We start from the raw sequence: 21,932 nt of genomic DNA on the forward strand, positions 1-21,932 counted from the left end.
GCGCGAATCCACCCCCGATCGCCGCCGCTAGAAGAATAGACATCATCCGTTCTCTGGCCATTCCAGACTCCCCCGTGGCGATGATTCAGGCCGTGGAGAATGCCGCCCGGAATACGAGCGACATGTCCACGGAACCCGTTATATCCACCTCGGCATGAGGCGCCCTGTTCAGCTCACCGCCCTTACCGAACGATCGCTGACTGTTCTCCGTCCATTGACGCTCGATACCGCCGGCCGGTGGCCATCCGGCCATACTGTCAGCTGATAATCCGAATTGCCGTAAATTTCCAGGCACGCCCCCTAAGGGGTCCGACCTCAGCGCTCACCGGCCTCAAGCCGGTAAACGGGGCCGGACAGGCTGAGCGCGTACAGCTCGCCGTCGTGGTCCTGGCCGAAGGACGACAGCTGCTCGACCCTGCCCACCTCCTGGGCCCGGCGGGGCCGGTCGGCGGGGGCCGCCTTGACCCAGCCCGCGCAGAAGTCGCCGTAGAGGAACCGGCCCCGCAGGCCCGGGATCCTCCTGCCCCGGTAGACGTAGCCGGCGATGACCGAGCAGGTGCCCTCGCGCCCCGTGGCGTACTCGATCACGGGGTCGACCAGCCTGCCCGGCCGGGCCCCGTCCTTGAAGGGGTGGCTGCCCTCCCTGAGGTTCCAGCCGTAGTTCAGGCCGCCCTTCTCCTCGGGCTGGAAGTCGATCTCCTCCCAGGCGTTCTGCCCGACGTCGCCGATCCACATGTCGCCGGTCTTCCGGTCGAAGGAGAACCGCCAGGGGTTACGCAGGCCGTAGGCCCATATCTCGGGTTTCGCGCCCGCCCTGCCCACGAACGGGTTGTCCCGGGGGACCTTGTACGGGGTGCCGCGCGGGTCGATCCTGAGGATCTTCCCCAGCCAGGTGCCCAGGTTCTGCCCGTTGCCCTGCGGGTCTCCCCCGCTGCCGCCGTCGCCGAGCGCGATGTAGAGAAGCTCGTCGGGTCCGAAGGCGAGCTGGCCGCCGTTGTGGTTGGGGTACGGCTGCCGCTGGACGAGCACGTCCCGGCGGCCGGTGGCCTTCCCGCCGGTGAAGGCCCACTCCGTGATGTGGGTGTGCCCCTCGCGGTCGGTCCAGTTCAGGTAGAGGAAGTCACCGCGGGGATGGAAGGCCACCCCGAGCAGCCCCTGCTCGTTGCCCCGGCTGACCTCCGACGAGAGGTCCACGACGGGATCCGGCACGACCTTGCCGTCGGCTATCGCGCGCAGCCGTCCCGTCTGCTCGGCGACGTAGAGCGTCCGGTCGCCCTTGCGCAGGGCCATCGCCACCGGCATCTGCAGCTGGGCGATCTCGGTGAACCGGACACGTGGGACGGCCTCGGCGCTCTCCGGGGCGGTCTCGGCCGGCGGGGCCGCGGGAGTGGAGACGGACGGCGCGGCGGAGGCGACGGGGTCGCCCGTGGAGCAGGCCATCAGGACCGCGCCGAGCACGGCCAGCCCAACCCCGCCACGGTAGGAGATCGGCACGGTTCTCACCCTTCATCGATTCATCGATCGGCGACGCACCTCATGATGTCCTGCGACACGGCTCCACCGCGGTTGTCGCCCTCGCCGGGCGCGTCGCCCTCGCGGGGCGGGAGGGCCGCGGGGCGGGAGAGCCGGGGAACCACCGGGCCGGGCGGCGCGGTCTCTAGACTGCACGCATGCCCACCGCAATGATCACAGGCGCGACCGCCGGCATCGGCGCCGCGTTCGCCCGCCGCCTGGCCGCCGACGGTTTCTCCCTCGTCCTGGTCGCCCGCGACGACAGACGCCTGGCCGCCGCCGCCGAAGGACTGCGCCTGCGCTACGGGGTGAAGGCCGAGGTGCTCCCGGCCGACCTGGCCACCGAGGAGGGGCTGACGGCGGTCGAGGGACGGTTGCGCGAGGGGGTCGACCTGCTGGTCAACAACGCCGGCTTCGGCCATCCCGGCAACTTCTTCGACGTCCCGGTCGCCGACGAGCTGCGGATGCTGAAGGTGCACTGCGAGGCGGTGCTGCGGCTGACGCTGGCCGCGCTGCCGGGGATGCGGGAGCGCGACCGGGGGGCGGTGATCAACGTGGCGTCGGTGGCGGCGTTCTTCGCCCGCGGCACCTACAGCGCCTCCAAGGCGTGGGTCGTCAACTTCAGCGAGTCCACCGCCGCCGAGCTGACCGGCAGCCGCGTGCGGGTGATGGCCCTGTGCCCGGGGTTCGTCCGGACCGAGTTCCACGACCGCGCCGCGATGGACGTCTCCGGGATCCCCGGCTTCCTGTGGCTGTCGGCGGACAAGGTGGTGCGGGAGGCCATGCGCGACGTGGCCCTCGGCAGGCGGGTGAGCGTCCCGGACATCCGCTACAAGGTCATCGTCGGGGCCGGCCGGCTGGTCCCCAAGAACCTCGCGGGTGAGATCTCCCGCCGCCTGGGCCGCCGGTAGGGCGGGCACCTCGCCGGAGAACGGCCGGAGACGACGGCGCCGTGCCCGGGAGATCCCGGGCACGGCGCGTCCGCGTCAGCTCACCGGCTCGGCGCCGGAGCTCAGAGCGGCGGCGTGAGGTTCTCGAAGGCGGTGCAGTTCCCCGGCCACGCCGGGTTGTTGCCGGTCCCCGGAGTGGGGTTCAGCGTGCACTGCGTCTGCCTGACCGCGCCATCGGCTCCCAGCACGGTGACGTGCAGGGTGTTGCCCATGACCGCCAGGGAGATGTCGATCGCCCCGGTGGGGAAACCGGCCAGCGTCGAGATGTTGTTCCAGGGAGGCGTCGTCCGCGGGTCGCGGATCAGCGCCGTCCCGTTCAGCAGCCGGCCGACGAACTTGTTGTTGCCCTGGAACGCCGTGTCGATGCCGGCGTTACGTCCCGCCGCCCCCGGCGGGCCCTGCGGCCCTCGAGGCCCCTGGACTCCCTGGACTCCCTGCACGCCACGCCGGCCCCGCCGGCCGTCATGGCAGTCGCAGTGGTGGTGGTGATGGTGGCAGTGGGGAGCGCAGGCGCCCCACCGGTAGGGCCCGCAGTGCCCGCCGCCCCCTCCGCAGAGGAGGAAGCCCCGGAACCCGACTCCGGCGAGGTGCCCATAGGTCTGGACGGCCGCCGGTCTCGCCGTGATGGCGGTGGCCGGTGCCTGGTACGACAGAGCAAGACCCGCTCCGACCAGTGTCGTGACGGCGGCGGCGTTCAGGACGCGCCTTCCCGCGCGGAGGCCGGAAGTGAATTTTCTGATGTGCGAATTCATCTGATTCCCGTGTCGTTCGCGAGTCCGGGGGACCGGATTCTCCCTGCACCTCGCTGTGGCGGAGGCATCCATCAGATACCCCGCCACTCGGAACGGCTACACGCTAACGAATTCAGTAAACAGTAACAACCGTCACCGTAAATCGGAAACCATTGAATTTAGCGGCAAATTGCCCGTTTATGACGGATATTCATATTAGATACTATTAATAACAAAAAGCCCGGTCATTACTTATTGCGCCCTACCGGAGTGTCGAGCCGCACCCAAGGTGCGCACACGGAAGGGCCCGTGCCACGGGAGGGGGTCGTGGCGCGGGCCCGTCCGGCTTACGGGGTTGGTCAGACGCGGGCGTTGGCGGGGTGGCCGATCGCCAGACCCGAGACCGGGTCGAAGAAGTGGAGGTTGTGGGTGTCGACGACCAGCTCGATGTTCTGGCCGGGACGGACGTGGCTGCGGGAGTTGACGCGGGCGGTCCACAGCGACTTGTCGCCGACCAGCGGGAGCGCCGCCTCCTCGTCGTCTCCGGCGTCGGCGGCGGCGACGGTGTCCTGGTGCTGGACGGGCGGGGCGTCGATCAGGAAGAGGACGTTGATCTCGGAGCCCAGTTCCTCGGTGACCTCCGCGCGGACCTGCAGGCGGGTCCAGCCGCCGGCGGAGCCGTTGGCGGCGACGGCGTCGTCGAAGTCGGAGGGGCGGATGCCCAGGATGAGCTTCTTGCCGAAGTGCTGGTCGAGGCCGGGCTTCTCGGTGAAGGTCTCGGCCGGCACCGGCAGCTTGAAGCCGGCGAAGGACACGTGGGCGCCGCCGTCGCCGCGCACCAGCTCGGCGTTGACGAAGTTCATCGACGGGGAGCCCATGAAGCCCGCGACGAAGAGGTTGACCGGGTTGTCGAAGAGGTTCTGCGGGGTGTCGACCTGCTGGAGCAGGCCGTCGCGCAGGACGCAGACGCGGTCGCCGAGGGTCATGGCCTCGACCTGGTCGTGGGTGACGTAGACCGTGGTCACGCCGAGACGCTCGTGCAGGGTGTTGAGGGAGGCGCGCATGGAGACGCGGAGCTTGGCGTCCAGGTTGGACAGCGGCTCGTCCATGAGGAAGGCCTGCGGCTCGCGGACGATGGCGCGGCCCATCGCGACACGCTGGCGCTGACCACCGGAGAGGGCGGCCGGCTTGCGCTTGAGGTACTGCTCGAGACCGAGCATCTTGGCGGCCTCGTTGACCCGCTTGGAGATCTCGGCCTTGGGCATCTTGCGGAGCTTCAGACCGAAGGCGAGGTTCTCCTCGACGGTCATGTGCGGGTAGAGCGCGTAGTTCTGGAAGACCATGGCGATGTCGCGGTCCTTCGGAGGCAGGTGGTTGACCACCCGGTCGCCGATGGCGATCTCGCCGCCGCTGATGTCCTCAAGGCCGGCGATCATACGCAGGGCGGTGGACTTGCCACAGCCCGACGGGCCGACCAGCACCATGAACTCGCCGTCCTTGATCTCAAGGTTGAGGCCGTTCACGGCTTTTACGCCGCCCGCGTAGATCTTGTCGACGTTGCTGAGAACGATGGATGCCATGGACAGTCCTTAGCGCCTCGGGCCAACCCCGCGTTCACCCGATGTGGATACGTTTTCATGCATCTCACCGGAAACGGACATCCGTGTCAAGGGTCGATCTGGTTCTTCCTTGTCAGCGTGTAAGGACCTGTCTCTCCGCACTGGATCGGATACGGAAAACATGATGGAATCGTTTCCATGAGCATGCGTCGTACGACCATCAAGGATGTCGCCGAGGCGGCGGGGGTCGGAGTCGCCACGGTGTCGCGGGTCCTGTCCGGCGGATCGGCGAGTCCGGAGACCAGGGAGCGGGTGCTGACCGTCGCCGCCCAGCTCGACTACCGGCCCAGCGCGCTCGGCCGCAACCTGCGCCAGCAGCGCTCGGGCGGGATCGGGCTGCTGCTGCCCGACATCACCGACACCTTCTACGGCCGGCTGGCCGACGGCGTGCTCGCCTGCGCGCGCTCGGCGGGCGAGCCGGTGATCCTGGGGACCACCGGCGACGACGCCGAGCGTGAGGCCGAGCTGATCGGCATGCTGCTGGAGCAGGGGGTGGACCGGGCGATCGCGGTCCCCGCCGGCGACGGGGAGAGCTGGGCGCCGACCCTGCGGGCCGGGCTCACCACGGTCTTCGCCCACCGGGTCGCGGCCGGGCGCGACGACGTGCCGGCGGTCCTGGCCGACGACCGCGCGGGCGTGCGGACCGCGGTGGACTACCTGACCGGGCTGGGCCACCGCCGCATCGCCTATCTCGGCGGTCCCGGGCAGCAGCAGCGCCGGTCCGTCTTCCGCCAGGCCCTGGGCGCTCTCGTGGACGAGGATCTCATCGTCTCCGCGCGGGGCAGCCGCGACTCCGCCTACGCGGCCGCCGCCGGGCTCTTCCAGCGCCGGCCCGACCTGACGGCCGTACTGGCCGGGGGCAACCTGCTGGGCGAGGCGGCCGTGCTCGCCGCCCGGGAGCTGGACCTGCGGGTGCCCAGAGACCTGTCACTGATCATGTTCGATGACGTGCCCTGGGCCGAGCTGTGCTCCCCGCCGCTGACCGTGATCGCCCAGCCGGCGCAGGACATCGGCTACCGCGCGGCCGAGCTGGTGCTGCGCGCGGGCGGACGGCGCCCGCGCAGCGTGCTGCTGCCCACCGAGCTGATCGTCAGGGGCAGCTGCGCCCCTAGAGGGACTTCTCGATCGCCTCGATGACGGCGGGGTCGCCGGGCTCGATCGCCGGGCGGAACCGGGCCAGCACCTCCCCCTCGCGCGAGACCAGGAACTTCTCGAAGTTCCACTGGACGTCCCCGGCCTGGCCGTCGGCGTCGGGGACCTGGGTGAGCGCGGCGTAGAGGGGGTGCCGGCCGTCACCGTTGACGTCCGTCTTGGCCAGCAGCGGGAAGTCCACGCCGTAGGTGGTGGAACAGAACTCCTGGATCTCCTCGGCGCTGCCCGGCTCCTGGCCCATGAACTGGTTGCAGGGCACGCCCACGACGGTGAGACCCCGGTCCGCGTAGTCGCGCTGGAGCTGGACCAGACCCGCGTACTGCGGGGTGAGACCGCACCTGGAGGCGACGTTCACGATGAGGACGGCCCTGTCGCCGGCCAGCTCGGCCAGCGTGGTGGGCGTGCCGGCGAGGGTGCGCACGGAGGTATCACGGATGCTCATGGGCTGCAGCCTAATCGTCTTGTCACGTTTGGGAGTTATGGCGTCCATAAAGTGAAATGTGACAGACGCCATAGATGAGACGCCGAGCCCCTCACCAGGCGCTTGATCCTTTCTTTACCGATCATTGACACGGGCATTGACAGGCGTTGTCGACTGGCCCGCCGGGGAATCGCTGGGGCATCGTGGCGGCCGTCCCCCGATCCCTGCGAAAGGCAATCCCCTATGCCGACGCTACGCCGTACCGGCGTGCTGCTGATCACTTCGGCGCTCGCCGTCAGCACCACCGCCACGGTCGCCCAGGCATCCTCCGCCTCCTCCTCGGCCTCCGCCGCACGACAGGGCAACAGAGCCATCGCCGCGCCCATGGTCTCCGCGCGGGGCTGGGCGAAGGGCCAGTTCGGCTGCCTCAGCCGGCTCTGGACCCGGGAGAGCAACTGGGACCACCGGGCGCGCAACCGCTCCTCCGGCGCCTACGGCATCCCCCAGGCGCTGCCCGGCGGGAAGATGGCCAGCGCCGGCAGCGACTGGCGCACCAACCCCAAGACGCAGATCAAGTGGGGGCTGACCTACATCAAGAAGCGCTACGGCTCACCGTGCGGAGCGTGGGCGCATTTCCAGTCACGCGGCTGGTACTAGATCCAAACCCCATGTCGGGGTGATTTTCGCTTCCTCCCCCCCTCTAGGCGTCCCGCCCGTGGTAACCCGGTACCCGTCGAACCACCCGTAGACCACGAAGATCGGGCAAACACCTTTCCGCGGCATGTCGCAACCACCGTTCGGCGCTCGCCCCGCGTACTAGAAAGCGCCTAGAGAAACCGTCGCGGTGTCTCATGCCGGAAACGGGCCGGCGAGACCACGCGGGCATTTCCACGTCCGAGCCACGGGCGCCGGACTGCCGGGCGCGCGAGCCGGGGCCATGGCCCCCTCGCGCGCCTCCCGCACGCGGCCAGCGGACAAGGATCAACATGAACGGACACCGCGTTCTGCGGAATACAGTCGTGAGCGTGCTCGCCACCTCGGCCATCGTCGGATCCGCGGCGGTCGGGCGGGCCGAGGAGATCACCGGAATCGCGGAACCGGCCTGGAACGCGCCGGTCAGGACGGTTCACCAGGGCGTCTGGTTCACCCAGGCCCGACCCAAGGTCGTATTGACCACCAGGACCAGCAGGAGCAGGAACAAGGCGATCGCCTTCCGCCTCGTATCCCGCCGCATGTGGTCCCACAGCCAGTTCCGCTGCCTGGACAGTCTCTGGACCAGAGAGAGCAACTGGAACCATCAGGCGCACAATCCGTACTCGGGGGCCTATGGCATCCCCCAGGCGCTGCCGGGCTCGAAGATGCGCGGCAGCGGCGGGGACTGGCGCTCGAACCCGGCCACACAGATCAACTGGGGGTTGCGCTACATCAAGAGCCGCTACGGGTCTCCGTGCGGCGCATGGGGTCACTTCCAGTCCAGCAACTGGTACTGACCGCGGGAGTGTCCAGGGGAAGGGAACACTCCTCGGACGTCCGGGGCTCGCGGGCCCCGGACGTCACCTTTTGAGCTGTACGGCTATCGCCTGGATCAGCAGCTCCAGGCCGAACTCGAACTCCGACTCGTGGTCACAGTCGGCCAGCATCGGGGCCAGCCCGCTCACCTGGGGGAACAGCAGGGGATCGACGTTCTCGACCGCGATGTCGGGGCGGTGGACCGGGGCGAACGTCGGGGTCACCCCGACCTCCCGCAGCAGCGAGCCCACGATGTAGGCGATGAACACCCGCAGGATGCGGACCGCCTCGTGGCCGCCGAACCCGGCGCTGCGCAGCGTGGCGAGCGCCCGCTCCACCGGCAGCAGCCCGGCGGTCGACTGGAGCTGGCGGCTGACCACCACCATCGTGCAGCGGGGGTAGTGGTGGGCGATCTGCCGGAAGGCGAGCGCCTGCATGCGCACCCGGTCGGTCCAGTCGGCGCCCGGGTCGTCGACGAACTCGATCTGCGAGAGCACGGTCTCGGCCACCGCGTCGAGCAGCGCCGACTTGTTGGGCACGTGGTTGTAGAGCGACATCACGCCCACGCCCAGCTCCGCGGCGATCCTGCGCATGGACACCGCGTCGGCTCCCTCGCGCTCGATCAGGGCGATGGCCGCGGCGACGATCCGCGGACGGGACAGCGGCTCTGCAGGCATATCGCCATTGTCTCCTCATCTTGACGCACGTACACCGTACGTGCGACTCTCGCTGGTGTACGTACGGTGTACGTCTCTGGAGGCCGCATGTCGACTCACGATCTCTACACGATCCCGGCCGAGCTCTCCACGTGGGATGTCGAGGCGGCCGGAGCCGCCCGCTTCACGTGGGAGTACGACGACGGCAGGGACCACATGCTCGCCCTGTACCAGAAGGGCAAGGACAAGCAGTGGGACTCCGTCAAGCGCATCGACTGGAGCATCGAGGTCGATCCGTACAACGTGCTCGGCATCCCGGACAACACCATCGCGATCCACGGCACGCCGCTGTGGGACCGGATGGACGCCAAGCAGCGGCAGGACGTCCGCCTGCACGGCGCGGCCTGGCAGTTCTCCCAGTTCCTGCACGGCGAGCAGGGCGCGATGATCTGCTCCGCCCGGATCGTCGAGTCGGTCCCCGAGCTCGACTCCAAGTTCTACGCCGCCACGCAGACCATGGACGAGGCCCGGCACGCCGAGACCTACGCCCGCTTCCTGCAGGAGAAGGTCGGCCTCGCCTACCCCATCAACGAGCATCTCAAGGCCCTGCTGGACAGCACCCTGAGCGACTCCCGCTGGGACATGCCCTACCTCGGCATGCAGGTGCTCATCGAGGGCCTGGCCCTGGCCGCCTTCGGGGTGATGCGCGACATCACCACCAAGCCGCTGCCCAAGCAGATCCTCGCCTACGTGATGCAGGACGAGGCCCGGCACGTGGCCTTCGGCCGGATGGCGCTGCGCGACTACTACAGGCAGCTCAGCGAGGCCGAGCTGCGCGAGCGCGAGGACTTCGTCATCGAGGGCTGCTACCTGATGCGCGACCGGCTGCGCGGCCGGGAGACGTGGGAGACCATCGGCCTGAACAAGGCGGAGGTCGCCGAGGCCATGGAGGCCGTCGACCGCTCGGAGTACCTCAAGCTGTTCCGCTCCCTGCTGTTCAGCCGGATCGTCCCGTGCGTGAAGGACATCGGCCTGTGGAGCCCCCGCCTCCAGCAGGCCTACGCCGACATGGGGGTCCTGGACATGGCCGGCCAGAGCCTGGACGCGCTGATGAGGCAGGACGAGGACATCGCCGAGAAGCTGGACGCCGAACGCTTCGCCGCAGAGGAGGCCGAGCGCCACGCCGAGGTCGCCGAGACCGTGGCCCTGGGCGCGGAGTCCTAGCCGGCGGCCCCGCCCCGGCCGGCTCTCAGGGCTGGTCGAGGACGCTCAGGCCGACCAGGAGGGTCTGCCGCTCCCGGGTGCTCAGGGTCTCGTACGGCAGGGCGGCGCGGCGGTCGGTGTCGGCCTCGATCCGGTCGCGGACCGGCCCCGAGGTGAGGGTGACGATCTGGGCGGCGGTGAGACCGGCCTCCCGCCAGGCGGCGGCGTGGGCGTCGGCGCGGTGGTAGCGCAGCGCGGCCAGCCGGTTGAACAGCAGCACGCCCGCCGGGGTCCCCACCGGCTCGTGGGGCGGCGCGGCCTGGGCGAAGGCCGTGCCGCCGCTGCCGGAGGCGGCCCGCAGGAGCCGGCCGGCGAGGTCGGCGAGCTCGGGCAGCCGGTCGGCGTGGGCCGCCCACATCCGGCCGGTCACCACCGCGTGCGCCTCGTACAGGTCCGCGATGAACGCCAGCGCGCTGTCCGTCGCGCGCAGCAGGCCGTCCTCGCCGAGGATGAGGGCGCCCTGGGCGAGCTGGACCCCGACCTCGTCGTCGTCGAAGGGGTTGTAGCGGTAGAGGGCGGTCAGCCCCTCGGGGGTGAGCGGCCGGGCCGGGAGCACGTAGCGCAGATCGATCAGCAGATCGGCGTGGAAGCCCGACCGTTCGACGAGCTCCCGGCTCAGTGGCCGGCTCGCGACATGCACGCCGAGGTGAACGGCGTCGATCAGGGGAGCGATCGACGCCGCGTAGCCGGGCAGATCATCAAAGCGTGACATGCTGCGATATCTTGCCGCATTTTTATCGGATCAGGAGAAAACAGTCGGCCTGTCGGCGGTCCGGCGGACGGAAGTGTGTGCGGGACTGAGTCATCCGCCCCACCGGCCGCACCGCGCCGGGGACTAGCGGACGAGCGCGAAGAGGACGGCCCCGGCGGCGACGGCCAGGGTGCCGAGCCAGGCGATGACGGCGTCGGCCCGCTCGTCGAGGGGGGCGCCTCCGTGCAGGGCGCGCTGCACGCGCTGGTAGCGGACGCCGGTGCGGGCCAGCAGGAGCGCGCCGCACAGGGCGGCCAGCGCGAAGGGGGCGACGATCACCGGGGGGACGCCGATGCGCAGCCCGGTCCCGGCGGCGCCCAGCCCGCTGACGGCGAGCACGGCGGCGGTCCGGACCCAGGCCAGCCGGGTCCGCTCGTTCTGCAGGCCCTCATCCCACAGGGGACTCATCGGCCCAGCAGGATGAGGATCATGGCGAGCACGGCCACGGCCGCCACGCCGTATCCCAGCAGCGGGGCGATGGCGGGGGGCGGGAGCGGGGCGGCGCTGCGCAGGGCGCGCTGGACCCGACGCCAGCGGGGGTAGGCCATCGCGGCCGACAGCGCCGACAGGCACACCAGGGTGAGCGCGAGCAGGGTCCGCATCCAGGGCACGAAGACGTCCTCGGAGACCGCGGCCATGGCGACGCCGCCCGCGCTCAGCGCGAGCGACGTGCTCAGCCAGGTCAGGAAGGTGCGTTCGTTCGCGAGGGTGAATCGGGGGTCGGGTTCGTTGCCAGGGCTGTCCATGAGGACGACGCTATTTCAGCGACATTCCCCATCGAGAACCCGGGATTGAGCGGAGGCTCAGCCGCAGGCGCCGGTGAGCCGTTCGACCCACTTGACCGAGTCGGTCGCCACCTTCTGCCCCGCGTCGATGGCGTCGTTGGCGCTGGTGACGTTGAGACCCTCCAGGTCCTTGGCGACCCCGTCGGCGGCCTCCTTGAGCGTGGTGTTGGCCGCCTTGTCGGCCAGGTCGCCGAGCTTGGCGGCCCCGTCGTTCAGCGCCTTCTCCATCGCGGCGGGGTCGTCCATCAGGCCGGTGATCTTCTGCACGGTGTCGGTGACGATGCCCGCGGCCTGCAGGCACTGCTGGGCCTTGTCCACCCCCTCGCTCACCTGCTGGATCTCGGAGCATCCGGTGGTGATGAGCACAGCGGCCAGCGCGGAGGCGGCGAGGGCGGGAATTCGTCGCGGAAGGGGTCGCATGCCCCGACCCTACCCAACGGGCCGGTACGGCAGGCGCCGCTCACGCCTGTCTGGCCGGAAAACGCGCGGAGTAAGGTAGGGGTAGCTGATCCGTCCGTGCCCGGCGCGGCCCCGGGCGGAGCCGGCCGGCGCCGTGCGACGGCGCCGCCGTGGACGGCCTCAGCCTCATCACACCATGATCCTGGCTCTATGACCGCCAGTGATGGCCATATAAGGGGAAAAATGCTTACCTGCGAGCACATCGCCGAGGCCCAGACCCAGCCCCCGCGCACACCCGAGGGATGCGAGGAGTGCCTCAGCGCCGGCATGCGCTGGGTCCACCTGCGCGAGTGCCTTTCCTGCGGGCACGTCGGCTGCTGCGATTCCTCACCCGGCAAGCACGCCACCGCCCACTACAAGGAGAGCGGCCACCCGGTCGTGGCCTCCTTCGAGCCGGGCGAGGACTGGCGGTGGTGCTACGTCGACAACGTCATCGGCTAGACGCGTTCGAGGGTGGCCTCCTCGAAGTCGAGCTCCTGCATGATCCGGTGGAGCACCTCGTCGTCGATGCGCCCCTGGTCACGGAGCCCTACGAGCACCTCGCGCTCGGCCGCCAGCATCTCCCTGCGCAGCCGCCGGTAGACGGTGCTCGGCGTCTCCTCCCCCTCGGGGCCGGTGCCGCCGCCCAGGCGCTCCCAGGCGGTGAGCGCCCGGCGTTCGGACCGTGACCTGAGCTGCTCCACCACCTCTTCGTGGACGTCGATGACGCCCTCGGCCACCAGCGTCTCCAGCCGGGCCAGCCCGGCGGCGGCCGCCGCCTGCTGGGCGGCGGCCTCGGCGAGGTTGTCGGCGTAGACCTCCTGCTCGTTGGAGATCTTCAGCCGCCTGATGAGCGCCGGGAACGACAGTCCCTGGATCAGCAGGGTGCCGATCACCACCACGAAGGTGAGGAAGACCAGCGTGTCGCGGCCGGGGAAGCCCTGCGGCAGGGCGAAGGCCGCGGCCAGGGAGACCACCCCGCGCATGCCCGCCCAGCTCACGATGGCCACGTTCTGCCAGGACGGCGCGTGGGGCTCACGCCGGCGGACTCTCCTGGACAGGACCCTGGGCAGGTAGATGCTTGGTACGACCCAGACGATCCGGGCGAGCACCGCGGCGGCGAAGACGGCCAGCGCCATCCCGGTGAGCCGCCACGGGTCCTCGCCCCGCAGCTCCTGCGTGATCGGCCACAGCTGCAGGCCGATCAGTACGAAGACCACCGACTCCAGGAAGAAGTCCACGATCCGCCAGACGGCGTTGGACAGGATCCGGGTGCCGAACCCCGCGGTGGCCGGCAGCCGGTGGCCGATGTAGAGGCCGACGATCACCACGGCGATCACACCGGAGACGTGCGCGCTCTCGGCCGCCAGGTAGACCACGAACGGGATGAGCAGCATGACGGTGTTCTCGACCAGCGCGTCCCGCAGGTACATCAGCCCCCGGGCCAGGATCCACGCGAGCACGACGCCGACGACGACGCCGCCCACCGCCGAGTAGAGCAGCTTGCCGGCCGCGTCCAGCCAGGTGACCCCGGCCCCCACCGCGGCGGCGATGGCCACCCGGTAGGCGGTGAGCGCGGTGGCGTCGTTGAACAGGCTCTCCCCCACCAGGATGGTGACCACCTTGCGGGGCAGCCCGAGCCTGCGGGCCACCGCGACCGCGGCGACCGCGTCGGGCGGCGCCACGATCGCGCCCAGCGCGAACGCGGCGGCCATCGGCAGACCGGGCATGAGCAGGTGGACGACCCAGCCGATGACCAGGGTGGTGAACAGCACCAGCCCGACCGACAGCAGCGCGACCGGCCTGAGCACCGCCTTGAGCCTCAGGTAGGAGCTGTCGATCGCGGCGGAGTAGAGCAGTGGCGGCAGGAACACCAGCAGGACCAGCTCGGCGTCCAGTTCGTACTCCGGCACCAGCGGCGACAGCACCAGCCCCGCCGACACCAGCAGCAGGGGCACCGGCCATCCCCTGCGCCTGGCCACGGCGGCCACCGCGATCGCGATGACCGGCACGACCAACATCTGCAGCACCGATGCCTGATTCATCCCACTCCCACCCGTTATGGGCGATCAGCGTACGGGACCCCTCACGGTGATGCGCACCCGGTGCCGGTCACCAGTCGCGGCGCTCGTCCCTGTCCTCGGGGCGGCGATCATCATAACGCTGGTCGTCGTAGCGCGGCTCGGGGCGGAGCCGCTCGCCGGTGGAGTGCGGCGGATCGACGTAGGGGCGCGGCATCCGCTGGTCGGCCTGCTGGCCGCGGAGCCCGAGCGGGTCGGAGGGGTCCACGTCCTGCTGGTAGGAGGGCGGCGAGCCGTACAGGTCGCGCAGGTCCGCCGGATGACCGGCCTGCGGGGCGGGCTGCTGGGCGCCGAAGGCGTAGGGGTCGGGCTGGGCCGGGGCGGGGTAGCCGTAGGCGTCGGACTGCGCGGAGCCGTAGGCGGCCTGCTGCTGCTGTTGGGCCGCGAAGCCGAAGGGGTCGGTGGAGTGCTGCTGCTGGGCCGTGTAGGGGTCGGCGTGCGGCTGGCGGCCGGAGGAGGGGAACTGCTCGGCGTGCGGCGCGAAGGGATCCACCGGCTGCTGCCGGCCGGCCGGGGGGGCGAAGGGGTCCACCGGCTGCTGGGCGGGCGCGCCGTAGGAGTCGGGGCGCCGCTGGGCCTGGGTGGCGGCGTAGGGGTCCACCGGCTGCTGGGCGGGCGCGCCGTAGGGATCGGGCTGCTGGGCCGCGTAGGGATCGGGCTGCTGGGACGGCACGCCGTAGGGGTCGGGCTGCTGGCCCGCGTAAGGGTCGGCGGGCTGCTGGGCCGCGTAGGCGTCGGGCTGCTGGGACGGCACGCCGTAGGGGTCGGGCTGCTGGCCCGCGTAAGGGTCGGCGGACATCTGGTAGAGCGGATCGCCGGAGCCCGATCCGTGCGGTTCGGCCGGCGCCGCCTGCCCGTAGGGCAGGGAGTCGCCCACGATCAGGTTCTCCCGCGGCACCACGTCGGCCGGGCCGTATCCGGCGGGCGGGCGCTCGTGGGACCGGTCCAACGGTGGTACGGCGCCCCGCGCCACCAGCACGTCGTTGGGTCCGAGGGCCGGGGCCGGGCGCGGCTCGTCGGGCGGGGGGGAGACCTGGGTGGCCGCCGGGTCGGCGTACTGCTGCTGGGCGTAGTCCTCCGGGCGCGGGCGGGCGTACTGGCCGGTGCCGGGGAACTCCCCGTGCTCCTGGTAGTCGCCGGCCGGGAGGTGCTGCTCGCCCACCTCGTCGGGATACTGGCCACCGGCCTCGACGAAGCCCTCGTCGAGGGTGTCCACCAGGCGGCCCACGTCCTGCATGGGCATGCGGAAACTGGCGCTGCACATCTCCCCGCGCCACAGGCTCAGCACCAGCGTGCCTTCGTGCCAGGTGACCCGGAGCACCCGCTCCTGGCCACGCTCGTCAAAGAACACTTCGCCGAACGACGGCAACGGGACAACTTCCGACATGGAAGACATAGTGCTTTAACCAGCCTTTATTCGTCCACTCGACCTCGGGAAACTCTACCGAACCGGTCTTTCCGTCCCCATCTTCCGTCACTATGACACCAAAACGGGCGATCTTCTTTGATCCCTGGAGGCCGGTGAGCCGGGTGATCCCGCCAGTCTGCCACGGGCGCCGGGCGCCGGGTCCCGGAATACCGGGATGCGCCCGGCCGGTGACTCACCGGAGACAGCCGCGATTGTCCGGGGGAAGAGGTACGGTTGGCTGTCGTGCCGACCGACTCCATCGCCCCCGCCGAAGACGTCTCCCCGAAGGCGGACCTGCCGCCGGTGGAGGAGTTGCTGAGCACCGCCGTCGAGGCCGTCGGCGGGGTGGAGCGGCCCGGCCAGATCAAGATGGTCCAGGCGGTGCAGCACTCGATCCAGTCGGGTGACCACCTGGCCGTCCAGGCGGGCACCGGCACCGGCAAGTCCCTGGCGTATCTCATCCCCTCGATCCGCCACGCGATGACGGCCAAGGGCGCCGTGGTCGTCTCCACCGCCACCATCGCGCTCCAGCGCCAGCTCGTCGACCGCGACCTGCCCCGCCTCTCCGAGGCGCTCGCCCCGCAGCTCCCGCACGAGCCCACGTTCGCGATCCTCAAGGGCCGCCGCAACTACCTGTGCCGTTACAAGGCCAGCGCGGGATGGCCCGACGACGAGCAGGACCAGCTCTTCGACCCGCGCGAGGTCAGCCTCACCGGGCGGATGGTCCAGCGCATCCAGGAATGGGCCGAGGAGACCGAGACCGGCGACCGCGACGAGCTCGTCCCCGGCGTCAACGAGCAGGCCTGGCGGCAGTTCTCGGTGAGCGCCAGGGAGTGCCTGGGCGCCACGCGCTGCCCGAGCGGGATGGAGTGCTTCGCCGAGCTGGCCCGGGCCCGGGCCGGCGAGTCCGACATCGTCGTCACCAACCACGCGCTGCTGGCCATCGACGCGATGGAGGACTTCCCCCTCCTGCCCGAGCACGAGGTGGTCGTGGTGGACGAGGCCCACGAGCTGGTCGACCGGGTCACCTCGGTGGTGACCGGCGAGCTGTCGGAGACCATGGTCGCGCTGACCGTGCGCCGGGTCGGCAAGCTGATCGAGCAGCACCTCGCCGACCGGCTCATGGAGGCCGGCGAGGACCTGAAGGCCCTGCTGGCCGTCGCTCCCGCCGGCCGCCTCGACGACCTCCCCGAGGTGCTCGGCCTGACACTGGCCCTGATCCGCGACGCGGCCTGGGCGTGCATCACCGCCCTCGGCCCCCGGATGAGCTCCGACAAGGACGACCCCGAGAGCGCGGGGCTGCGCAAGGCCGCCTTCACCGCCCTGGACGAGGTCCACGACACCGCGCAGCGGATGCTGGAGGCGTTCGGCCACGCCGAGGAGGTCGACCGGGCCGAGGTGGTCTGGCTGGAGGCGGGCACCGAGCGCCGCCCGCCCCTGCTCCGGGTCGCCCCGCTGACCGTGGCGGGCATGCTCCGCGACAAGCTCTTCGGCGACCGCACGGTCATCCTGACCTCCGCCACGCTGGCGCTGGGCGGCGCCTTCGACGGGCTGGCCCGCCAGTGGGGCCTGGGCGCCAAGGAGGGGGGCAAGGAGCGCGCCGGGTGGACCGGGCTGGACGTCGGCTCGCCCTTCGACCACCCGCGCAGCGGCATCCTCTACGTCGCCAAGCACCTGCCCCAGCCGGGCCGTGACGGCCTGCCCGAGGCCTACCTGGAGGAGATCACCGAGCTGATCGAGGCCGCCGGCGGCCGGACCCTCGGCCTGTTCTCCTCGATGCGCGCCGCCAAGGCCGCCACCGAGGCCCTGCGCGAGCGGCTGAGCGTGCCGCTGCTCTGCCAGGGCGACGACTCCACGATGCTGCTGGTCAAGCAGTTCGCCGAGGACGAGCCGACGTGCCTGTTCGGCACCCTGTCCCTGTGGCAGGGGGTGGACGTGCCGGGGCCCTCCCTGCGGCTGGTCATCATCGACCGCATCCCCTTCCCGCGCCCGGACGACCCGCTGACCTCCGCCCGCCAGCGCCACGTCGCCGCCAAGGGCGGCAACGGCTTCATGGCGGTGGCCGCCACCCACGCCGCCCTGCTGCTCGCCCAGGGAGCGGGCCGCCTGCTGCGCAGCCAGCACGACAAGGGGGTGGTCGCGGTCCTGGACCCCCGCCTGGCCACGGCGCGCTACGCGGGTTTCCTGCGCGACTCCCTGCCGCCCTTCTGGCCCACCAACGACCCGGCGAAGGTCCGCGACGCCCTCAGGCGCCTGGCGGCCTCCTGAGGTCAGGGCCGTCGGCGGCCGCGGGCGCCGTTCCGGTCAGGAGAAGACGTCCAGATCCGGGCGCTTGGGGTCGAGGAGGTCACCGGAGGAACGGCCCCGCAGGCGGCGGACGACCCAGGGGCCAAGGTGCCGGCGGACCCACTGGACGTCTTCGCGGCGCTTGACCGCGGGATCCACCCGTTCGCGGGGCGGCCAGACCTTGCGCCAGTCGTCGTCGCAGTCGACCCCGAGCACCTCGCACACCTTGGCGGCGACCATCCGGTGGCCCTCCTCGTTCATGTGCAGGCGGTCGTCGCTCCAGGCGCGCCAGTCGCGCAGGCCCTGCATCGACCACAGGTCGACCAGGCGGCAGCCGTGCAGCTCGGAGATGGACCTGACGTGCATGTAGAAGATCGCGACCGTGCCGCGGACGCGGCGCATGATCGGGGTGTCGCGCGGGTCCACGCCGGTGAACAGCAGCACCTCGGCGCCGGTGGCCCGCAGGTCGCGTACGGCTCCGGCCAGCTTCTTGGCCATCCGGTCGGGGTCGCTGCCCGGCCGGAGCAGGTCGTTGCCGCCGGCGCAGAGACTGACCAGATCGGGCCGCATCCCGATGGCCCGCGGGACCTGGTGCTCGACGATCTGGTCGATGAGCTTGCCGCGCACGGCGAGGTTGGCGTAGCGGAAGTCCGGGTCGAGCGCGGCCAGCCGCTCGGCGACCCGGTCGGCCCAGCCCCGGTAGCGCCCGGCCTGCGCCGGGTCCGCACCGGGTCCGCCCGTCCCAGGGGCGTCCGGCCGGGCGGGGTCGTTCAGCCCTTCGGTGAAGCTGTCGCCGAGGGCGACGAAGGAACGGTGACCGCTCACCGGGCGTCCTCGGCGATGGCGTGCAGCGCGAGCACGTAGGACTTCAGGCCGAAGCCGGCGATGGTGCCGGTGGCCACGGCGGCGACCACGGAGGTGTGCCGGAACCGCTCGCGGGCGGCCGGGTTGGAGATGTGCACCTCGACCAGGGGCGCGGTGCGCTGGGCGATGGCGTCGCGCAGCGCGTAGGAGTAGTGGGTGAAGGCGGCCGGGTTGAGGACCACCGGCACCCGGCCGTCGGCCGCCTCGTGCAGCCAGGCCACCATCTCGGCCTCGTCGTCGGTCTGCCGGACGTCCACCGACAGGCCCAGCTCCCGGCCGGTCTCGCGGCAGAGCGCGGCCAGGTCGGAGAAGCTCTCCGCGCCGTAGACGTCGGGCTCGCGGGTGCCGAGCCGTGACAGGTTGGGGCCGTTGAGCACGTATACAGGTCTCATGGGGTCGATCACCGCTCTCCGCCGGTCATGCGGCCATGTCGGCCGGCGTGCCCGCGGCACGGCCGGCGCCCGCCTTCCCGTCTCACCGCCCGTCCCGCCGGGGCCGGCCGCCTCACCGGGCGACCTCCTCGTAGGCGGCTTCGAGCAGGGCCTCGGGCGGGTCCTCCAGCGGGGACACCTTCGCCAGGTCGTCCAGGACGACGAAGCGCAGCTTGGCGCCGCGGCTCTTCTTGTCCAGGCGCATGTGGTCGCGGAGCTGGGGCCAGGCGTCACGGCGGTAGGAGACGGGCAGCCCGACCGAGGTCAGGATGGACCGGGTCCGGTCCACGACGTCGGCGCCGATCCGGCCGTCCAGGCGGGACAGCTCCGCGGCGTAGACCATGCCGATGGCCACCGCCTCGCCGTGGCGCATCCGGTAGTCCTCGACCCGCTCGATGGCGTGGGCCAGGGTGTGGCCGTAGTTGAGGATCTCGCGCACGCCGCCCTCGCGCAGGTCGGCGCCGACGACGGCGGCCTTGATCCGGACCTTCCGCTCGATCAGCTCGCGGGTGTGCCGTCCTTCGGGGAACCGGGCGCCCTCGGGGTCGTCCTCGATGAGCGCCAGGATCGCCGGGTCGGCGATGAAGCCGCCCTTGATGATCTCCGCGAGGCCGCCGACGTAGTCGTCGCGGGGCACCGAGGCCAGCGTGGTCAGGTCGCACAGCACCCCGGCCGGAGGGTGGAAGGAACCGACCAGGTTCTTGCCCTCGGGGGTGTTGATCCCCGTCTTGCCGCCGACCGCGGCGTCGACCATGCCGAGCAGGGTGGTCGGCACCTGCACGACCTTGACCCCGCGCAGCCAGGTGGCGGCGGCGAACCCGGCCAGGTCGGTGGTGGCCCCCCCGCCGACGCCGACCACGGCGTCGGAGCGGGTGATCCCATAACGGCCGAAGGCCGACCAGAGCTGAGCGGCCACCTCGACCGTCTTGGCCTGCTCGGCGTCGGGCACCGGCAGCGGGACGACCTCGTGTCCGGCCGCCTCGATCGCGCCGCAGACCGGCCGCGCGATCTCCGGCAGGCTCGCCGGGTGGACCACGGCGACGGTGCGGACCCCCGGGCCGAGCAGGCCCGGGAGCTCACCGAGCACGCCGGCGCCGATCACCACGTCGTAGGGGGCGTCCCCCTCGACCCTGATCCTGGAGACCGTCACGCCGGCAGTCCCTTCACGATCTCCTCGACGACCTCGTCGGGTTTGCGCTCGTCGGTCGCCACGATGACGGTGGCCAGCCCCTCGTAGACCGGGCGGCGGGCGTCCATCAGCTTCTTGAGCTGGCTGCGCGGGTTGAGCACGAGCAGCGGTCGCGCCGAGGCCAGGCCGACCCGCTGCACGGCCTGCGACAGGCCCACCTCCAGGTAGACCACCGGGTGGCCGGCCAGCAGCTCACGGGTGGCCTCGGCCAGGACCGCGCCGCCGCCGAGGGAGAGCACGCCGTCGTGGTCGGCCAGCGCCAGCCGTACGGCCTCCGCCTCCAGCTCGCGGAAGCGCTCCTCGCCGTCCTCGACGAAGATGTCGCTCACCGGCTTGCCCGCCACGGTCTCCACGTCGGCGTCGGTGTCACGGAAGGCGGCCCCCAGGCGGTCGGCCAGCAGCCTGCCGACCGTCGACTTGCCCGATCCGGGAGGGCCGATCAGAACTACGCGGGGACTCACTGCGCCTCCTCTAGCGGCCGGCCGGGGCGGGAGCCGGTCCGGCTCCGCCCGTCGGCTCTCCCGCTCACTTGATCACCATCGACGAAAGGTAGCCGGACAGGTTGCGCGCGACCTCCTCGACGGAGTCGCCGCCGAACTTCTCGATCGCGGCGTCGGCCAGGACCAGCGCGACCATCGCCTCGGCGACGATCGCGGCGGCCGGGACCGCGCACACGTCGGAGCGCTCGTGGTGGGCCTTGGCCGCCTCGCCCGTCAGCACGTCGATGGTGGCCAGCGCCCGCGGCACGGTGGAGATCGGCTTCATCGCCGCGCTGACGCGCAGCGGCTCGCCGTTGGTCATCCCGCCCTCGACGCCGCCCGCCCGGTTGGTGATGCGGCGCACGCCGCCGGCGGTGTTCTCGATCTCGTCGTGGGCCTGGGAGCCGGGGCGGCGCGCGGTCTCGAAGCCGTCGCCGACGGCGACGCCCTTGATCGCCTGGATGCCCATCAGGGCGGCGGCCAGGCGGGCGTCGAGGCGGCGGTCCCAGTGGGTGTAGCTGCCCAGGCCGGGCGGCAGGCCGTAGGCGAGCACCTCGACGACGCCGCCGAGGGTGTCGCCCTCCTTGTGGGCCTTGTCGATCTCGGCGACCATCGCGGCGCTGCCGACCGGGTCGGCGCAGCGCACCGGGTCGGCGTCGACCGCCTCCATGTCGCCGGGGCCGGGCAGGACGCCCTCCGTGGCCCGCGCCCCGCCGATCGAGACGACGTGGCTGACGATCTCGACGCCGAGCGCCTGCCTGAGGAAGTTTCTGGCGACCTGGCCGAGGGCGACGCGGGCGGCGGTCTCGCGGGCGCTGGCCCGGTCGAGCACCGGCCGGGCGTCGTCGAAGCCGTATTTCTGCATGCCGGCGAGGTCGGCGTGGCCCGGACGGGGGCGCGAGCGCGGCGCGTTGCGGGCCTGGCCCTCCAGCAGCGCCGGATCCACCGGGTCGGCGGCCATGACGGTCTCCCACTTGGGCCACTCGGTGTTGCCCACCCGGATGGCGACGGGGCTGCCGAGCGTGCGGCCGTGCCGCACGCCGCCGACGACGTCGACCACGTCCTGCTCGAACTTCATCCGGGCGCCGCGGCCGTAGCCCAGCCGGCGTCTGGCCAGCGCCCCGTCGATGTCGGCCGTGGTCACCTCCACCCCGGCGGGCAGGCCTTCCAGGATCGCGACGAGCTCAGGGCCGTGGGACTCTCCGGCAGTCAACCAGCGCAACATGGTGACAAGTCTTCCATGTGCCGCCCACTGGAATGGCCGCAGCTCACCAGGTGAGACGTCAGCCGGTGGCCTCGCGCTGGACCCCCGCCGACCTGCGCAGGAGGTCGAGGATCACCTCGAGCTGTCCGTCGGTGTCGGTGGCGTACAGCGCCGCCGATCCCTGGACGGAGTCCTCGGACAAG

At 71.4% G+C, this 21,932-nt stretch carries 24 protein-coding genes; 7 read left to right on the forward strand and 17 right to left on the reverse strand.

Features of this window, described 5'->3' with window-relative positions; all coding sequences use genetic code 11:
* Positions 1-315 precede the first annotated feature (315 nt).
* Positions 316-1,494 carry a PQQ-dependent sugar dehydrogenase gene (locus ACZ6R6_RS42885; RefSeq protein ID WP_470102689.1) on the reverse strand — a complete coding sequence of 393 codons (1,179 nt, stop codon included), beginning with the start codon at positions 1,492-1,494 and terminating at the stop codon, positions 316-318.
* 176 nt (positions 1,495-1,670) lie between these two features.
* Here ACZ6R6_RS42885 and ACZ6R6_RS42890 point away from each other — a divergent pair, with 176 nt between their 5' ends.
* Positions 1,671-2,423 (forward strand): SDR family NAD(P)-dependent oxidoreductase, encoded by a 753-nt coding sequence (locus tag ACZ6R6_RS42890; protein WP_470102690.1) that lies wholly within the window; start codon positions 1,671-1,673, stop codon positions 2,421-2,423.
* Positions 2,424-2,524: 101 nt separating this feature from the next.
* On the opposite strand, the gene ACZ6R6_RS42895 is transcribed toward ACZ6R6_RS42890, so the two are convergent.
* Entirely contained in the window at positions 2,525-3,214 is a 690-nt protein-coding gene (locus ACZ6R6_RS42895; RefSeq protein ID WP_470102691.1) for a hypothetical protein, read from the reverse strand.
* A gap of 338 nt (positions 3,215-3,552) precedes the next feature.
* The gene (locus ACZ6R6_RS42900) at positions 3,553-4,773 is read right to left on the reverse strand and encodes an ABC transporter ATP-binding protein (protein WP_470102692.1); all 1,221 of its coding nucleotides are present in this window, start codon (positions 4,771-4,773) and stop codon (positions 3,553-3,555) included.
* 177 nt (positions 4,774-4,950) lie between these two features.
* Between ACZ6R6_RS42900 and ACZ6R6_RS42905 the strand changes: the two genes are divergently transcribed.
* Positions 4,951-5,949 carry a LacI family DNA-binding transcriptional regulator gene (locus ACZ6R6_RS42905; protein WP_306867957.1) on the forward strand — a complete coding sequence of 333 codons (999 nt, stop codon included), beginning with the start codon at positions 4,951-4,953 and terminating at the stop codon, positions 5,947-5,949.
* On the opposite strand, the gene ACZ6R6_RS42910 is transcribed toward ACZ6R6_RS42905, so the two are convergent.
* Complete coding sequence (locus ACZ6R6_RS42910) at positions 5,921-6,406, reverse strand: glutathione peroxidase (protein ID WP_470102693.1); 486 nt, start codon at positions 6,404-6,406, stop codon at positions 5,921-5,923. The genes ACZ6R6_RS42905 and ACZ6R6_RS42910 overlap by 29 nt on opposite strands.
* Positions 6,407-6,628: 222 nt before the next feature.
* Here ACZ6R6_RS42910 and ACZ6R6_RS42915 point away from each other — a divergent pair, with 222 nt between their 5' ends.
* Both ACZ6R6_RS42915 and ACZ6R6_RS42920 read left to right on the forward strand, forming a co-directional pair.
* Positions 6,629-7,042, forward strand: coding sequence for an aggregation-promoting factor C-terminal-like domain-containing protein (locus tag ACZ6R6_RS42915; RefSeq protein WP_470102694.1), 414 nt, complete (start codon positions 6,629-6,631; stop codon positions 7,040-7,042).
* 368 nt (positions 7,043-7,410) lie between these two features.
* Entirely contained in the window at positions 7,411-7,875 is a 465-nt protein-coding gene (locus ACZ6R6_RS42920; RefSeq protein ID WP_470102695.1) for an aggregation-promoting factor C-terminal-like domain-containing protein, read from the forward strand.
* A gap of 63 nt (positions 7,876-7,938) precedes the next feature.
* Here ACZ6R6_RS42920 and ACZ6R6_RS42925 read toward each other — a convergent pair whose 3' ends face one another.
* Entirely contained in the window at positions 7,939-8,571 is a 633-nt protein-coding gene (locus tag ACZ6R6_RS42925) for a TetR/AcrR family transcriptional regulator C-terminal domain-containing protein (protein ID WP_470102696.1), read from the reverse strand.
* An 87-nt stretch (positions 8,572-8,658) separates the two neighbouring features.
* Here ACZ6R6_RS42925 and ACZ6R6_RS42930 point away from each other — a divergent pair, with 87 nt between their 5' ends.
* Positions 8,659-9,774, forward strand: a complete 1,116-nt coding sequence (locus tag ACZ6R6_RS42930; RefSeq protein ID WP_470102697.1) for a ferritin-like domain-containing protein — start codon at positions 8,659-8,661, stop codon at positions 9,772-9,774.
* Between the two features lie 25 nt (positions 9,775-9,799).
* On the opposite strand, the gene ACZ6R6_RS42935 is transcribed toward ACZ6R6_RS42930, so the two are convergent.
* From ACZ6R6_RS42935 to ACZ6R6_RS42950, 4 genes are all read right to left on the reverse strand, one after another.
* The gene (locus ACZ6R6_RS42935) at positions 9,800-10,525 is read right to left on the reverse strand and encodes a hypothetical protein (RefSeq protein ID WP_470102698.1); all 726 of its coding nucleotides are present in this window, start codon (positions 10,523-10,525) and stop codon (positions 9,800-9,802) included.
* 123 nt (positions 10,526-10,648) lie between these two features.
* Positions 10,649-10,972, reverse strand: a complete 324-nt coding sequence (locus ACZ6R6_RS42940; protein WP_470102699.1) for a DUF202 domain-containing protein — start codon at positions 10,970-10,972, stop codon at positions 10,649-10,651.
* Entirely contained in the window at positions 10,969-11,310 is a 342-nt protein-coding gene (locus tag ACZ6R6_RS42945) for a YidH family protein (protein WP_470102700.1), read from the reverse strand. The genes ACZ6R6_RS42940 and ACZ6R6_RS42945 overlap by 4 nt, the downstream gene beginning before the upstream one ends.
* Before the next feature lie 57 nt (positions 11,311-11,367).
* On the reverse strand, positions 11,368-11,769 hold the full coding sequence (locus ACZ6R6_RS42950) for a hypothetical protein (RefSeq protein WP_470102701.1): 402 nt from the start codon (positions 11,767-11,769) through the stop codon (positions 11,368-11,370).
* Between the two features lie 222 nt (positions 11,770-11,991).
* Between ACZ6R6_RS42950 and ACZ6R6_RS42955 the strand changes: the two genes are divergently transcribed.
* Positions 11,992-12,249 carry a ubiquitin carboxyl-terminal hydrolase 14 gene (locus ACZ6R6_RS42955; RefSeq protein ID WP_470102702.1) on the forward strand — a complete coding sequence of 86 codons (258 nt, stop codon included), beginning with the start codon at positions 11,992-11,994 and terminating at the stop codon, positions 12,247-12,249.
* Here the strand turns inward: ACZ6R6_RS42955 and ACZ6R6_RS42960 are convergent.
* Positions 12,246-13,832, reverse strand: a complete 1,587-nt coding sequence (locus tag ACZ6R6_RS42960; protein ID WP_470102703.1) for a Na+/H+ antiporter — start codon at positions 13,830-13,832, stop codon at positions 12,246-12,248. The genes ACZ6R6_RS42955 and ACZ6R6_RS42960 overlap by 4 nt on opposite strands.
* 67 nt (positions 13,833-13,899) lie before the next feature.
* The gene (locus ACZ6R6_RS42965) at positions 13,900-15,255 is read right to left on the reverse strand and encodes a hypothetical protein (protein ID WP_470102704.1); all 1,356 of its coding nucleotides are present in this window, start codon (positions 15,253-15,255) and stop codon (positions 13,900-13,902) included.
* Between the two features lie 264 nt (positions 15,256-15,519).
* Here ACZ6R6_RS42965 and ACZ6R6_RS42970 point away from each other — a divergent pair, with 264 nt between their 5' ends.
* On the forward strand, positions 15,520-17,544 hold the full coding sequence (locus ACZ6R6_RS42970; protein WP_451930441.1) for an ATP-dependent DNA helicase: 2,025 nt from the start codon (positions 15,520-15,522) through the stop codon (positions 17,542-17,544).
* Between the two features lie 36 nt (positions 17,545-17,580).
* On the opposite strand, the gene ACZ6R6_RS42975 is transcribed toward ACZ6R6_RS42970, so the two are convergent.
* From ACZ6R6_RS42975 to ACZ6R6_RS43000, 6 genes are all read right to left on the reverse strand, one after another.
* Positions 17,581-18,387 carry an SGNH/GDSL hydrolase family protein gene (locus tag ACZ6R6_RS42975; RefSeq protein WP_470102705.1) on the reverse strand — a complete coding sequence of 269 codons (807 nt, stop codon included), beginning with the start codon at positions 18,385-18,387 and terminating at the stop codon, positions 17,581-17,583.
* Positions 18,384-18,818 (reverse strand): type II 3-dehydroquinate dehydratase, encoded by a 435-nt coding sequence (aroQ, locus tag ACZ6R6_RS42980; protein ID WP_470102706.1) that lies wholly within the window; start codon positions 18,816-18,818, stop codon positions 18,384-18,386. Before aroQ ends, ACZ6R6_RS42975 begins: the two co-directional genes overlap by 4 nt.
* Positions 18,819-18,930: 112 nt before the next feature.
* Positions 18,931-20,007 (reverse strand): 3-dehydroquinate synthase, encoded by a 1,077-nt coding sequence (aroB, locus tag ACZ6R6_RS42985; RefSeq protein WP_470102707.1) that lies wholly within the window; start codon positions 20,005-20,007, stop codon positions 18,931-18,933.
* Positions 20,004-20,507 (reverse strand): shikimate kinase, encoded by a 504-nt coding sequence (locus ACZ6R6_RS42990; protein WP_306867934.1) that lies wholly within the window; start codon positions 20,505-20,507, stop codon positions 20,004-20,006. Before ACZ6R6_RS42990 ends, aroB begins: the two co-directional genes overlap by 4 nt.
* A gap of 64 nt (positions 20,508-20,571) precedes the next feature.
* Entirely contained in the window at positions 20,572-21,750 is a 1,179-nt protein-coding gene (gene aroC / locus ACZ6R6_RS42995) for a chorismate synthase (protein ID WP_470102708.1), read from the reverse strand.
* Positions 21,751-21,808: 58 nt separating this feature from the next.
* A complete protein-coding gene (locus ACZ6R6_RS43000; protein ID WP_470102709.1) occupies positions 21,809-21,931 on the reverse strand; it encodes a hypothetical protein in 123 nt (40 codons plus the stop codon).
* Between the last annotated feature and the right edge of the window lies 1 nt (position 21,932).

This window comes from Streptosporangium sp. NPDC048886 (assembly GCF_055586905.1).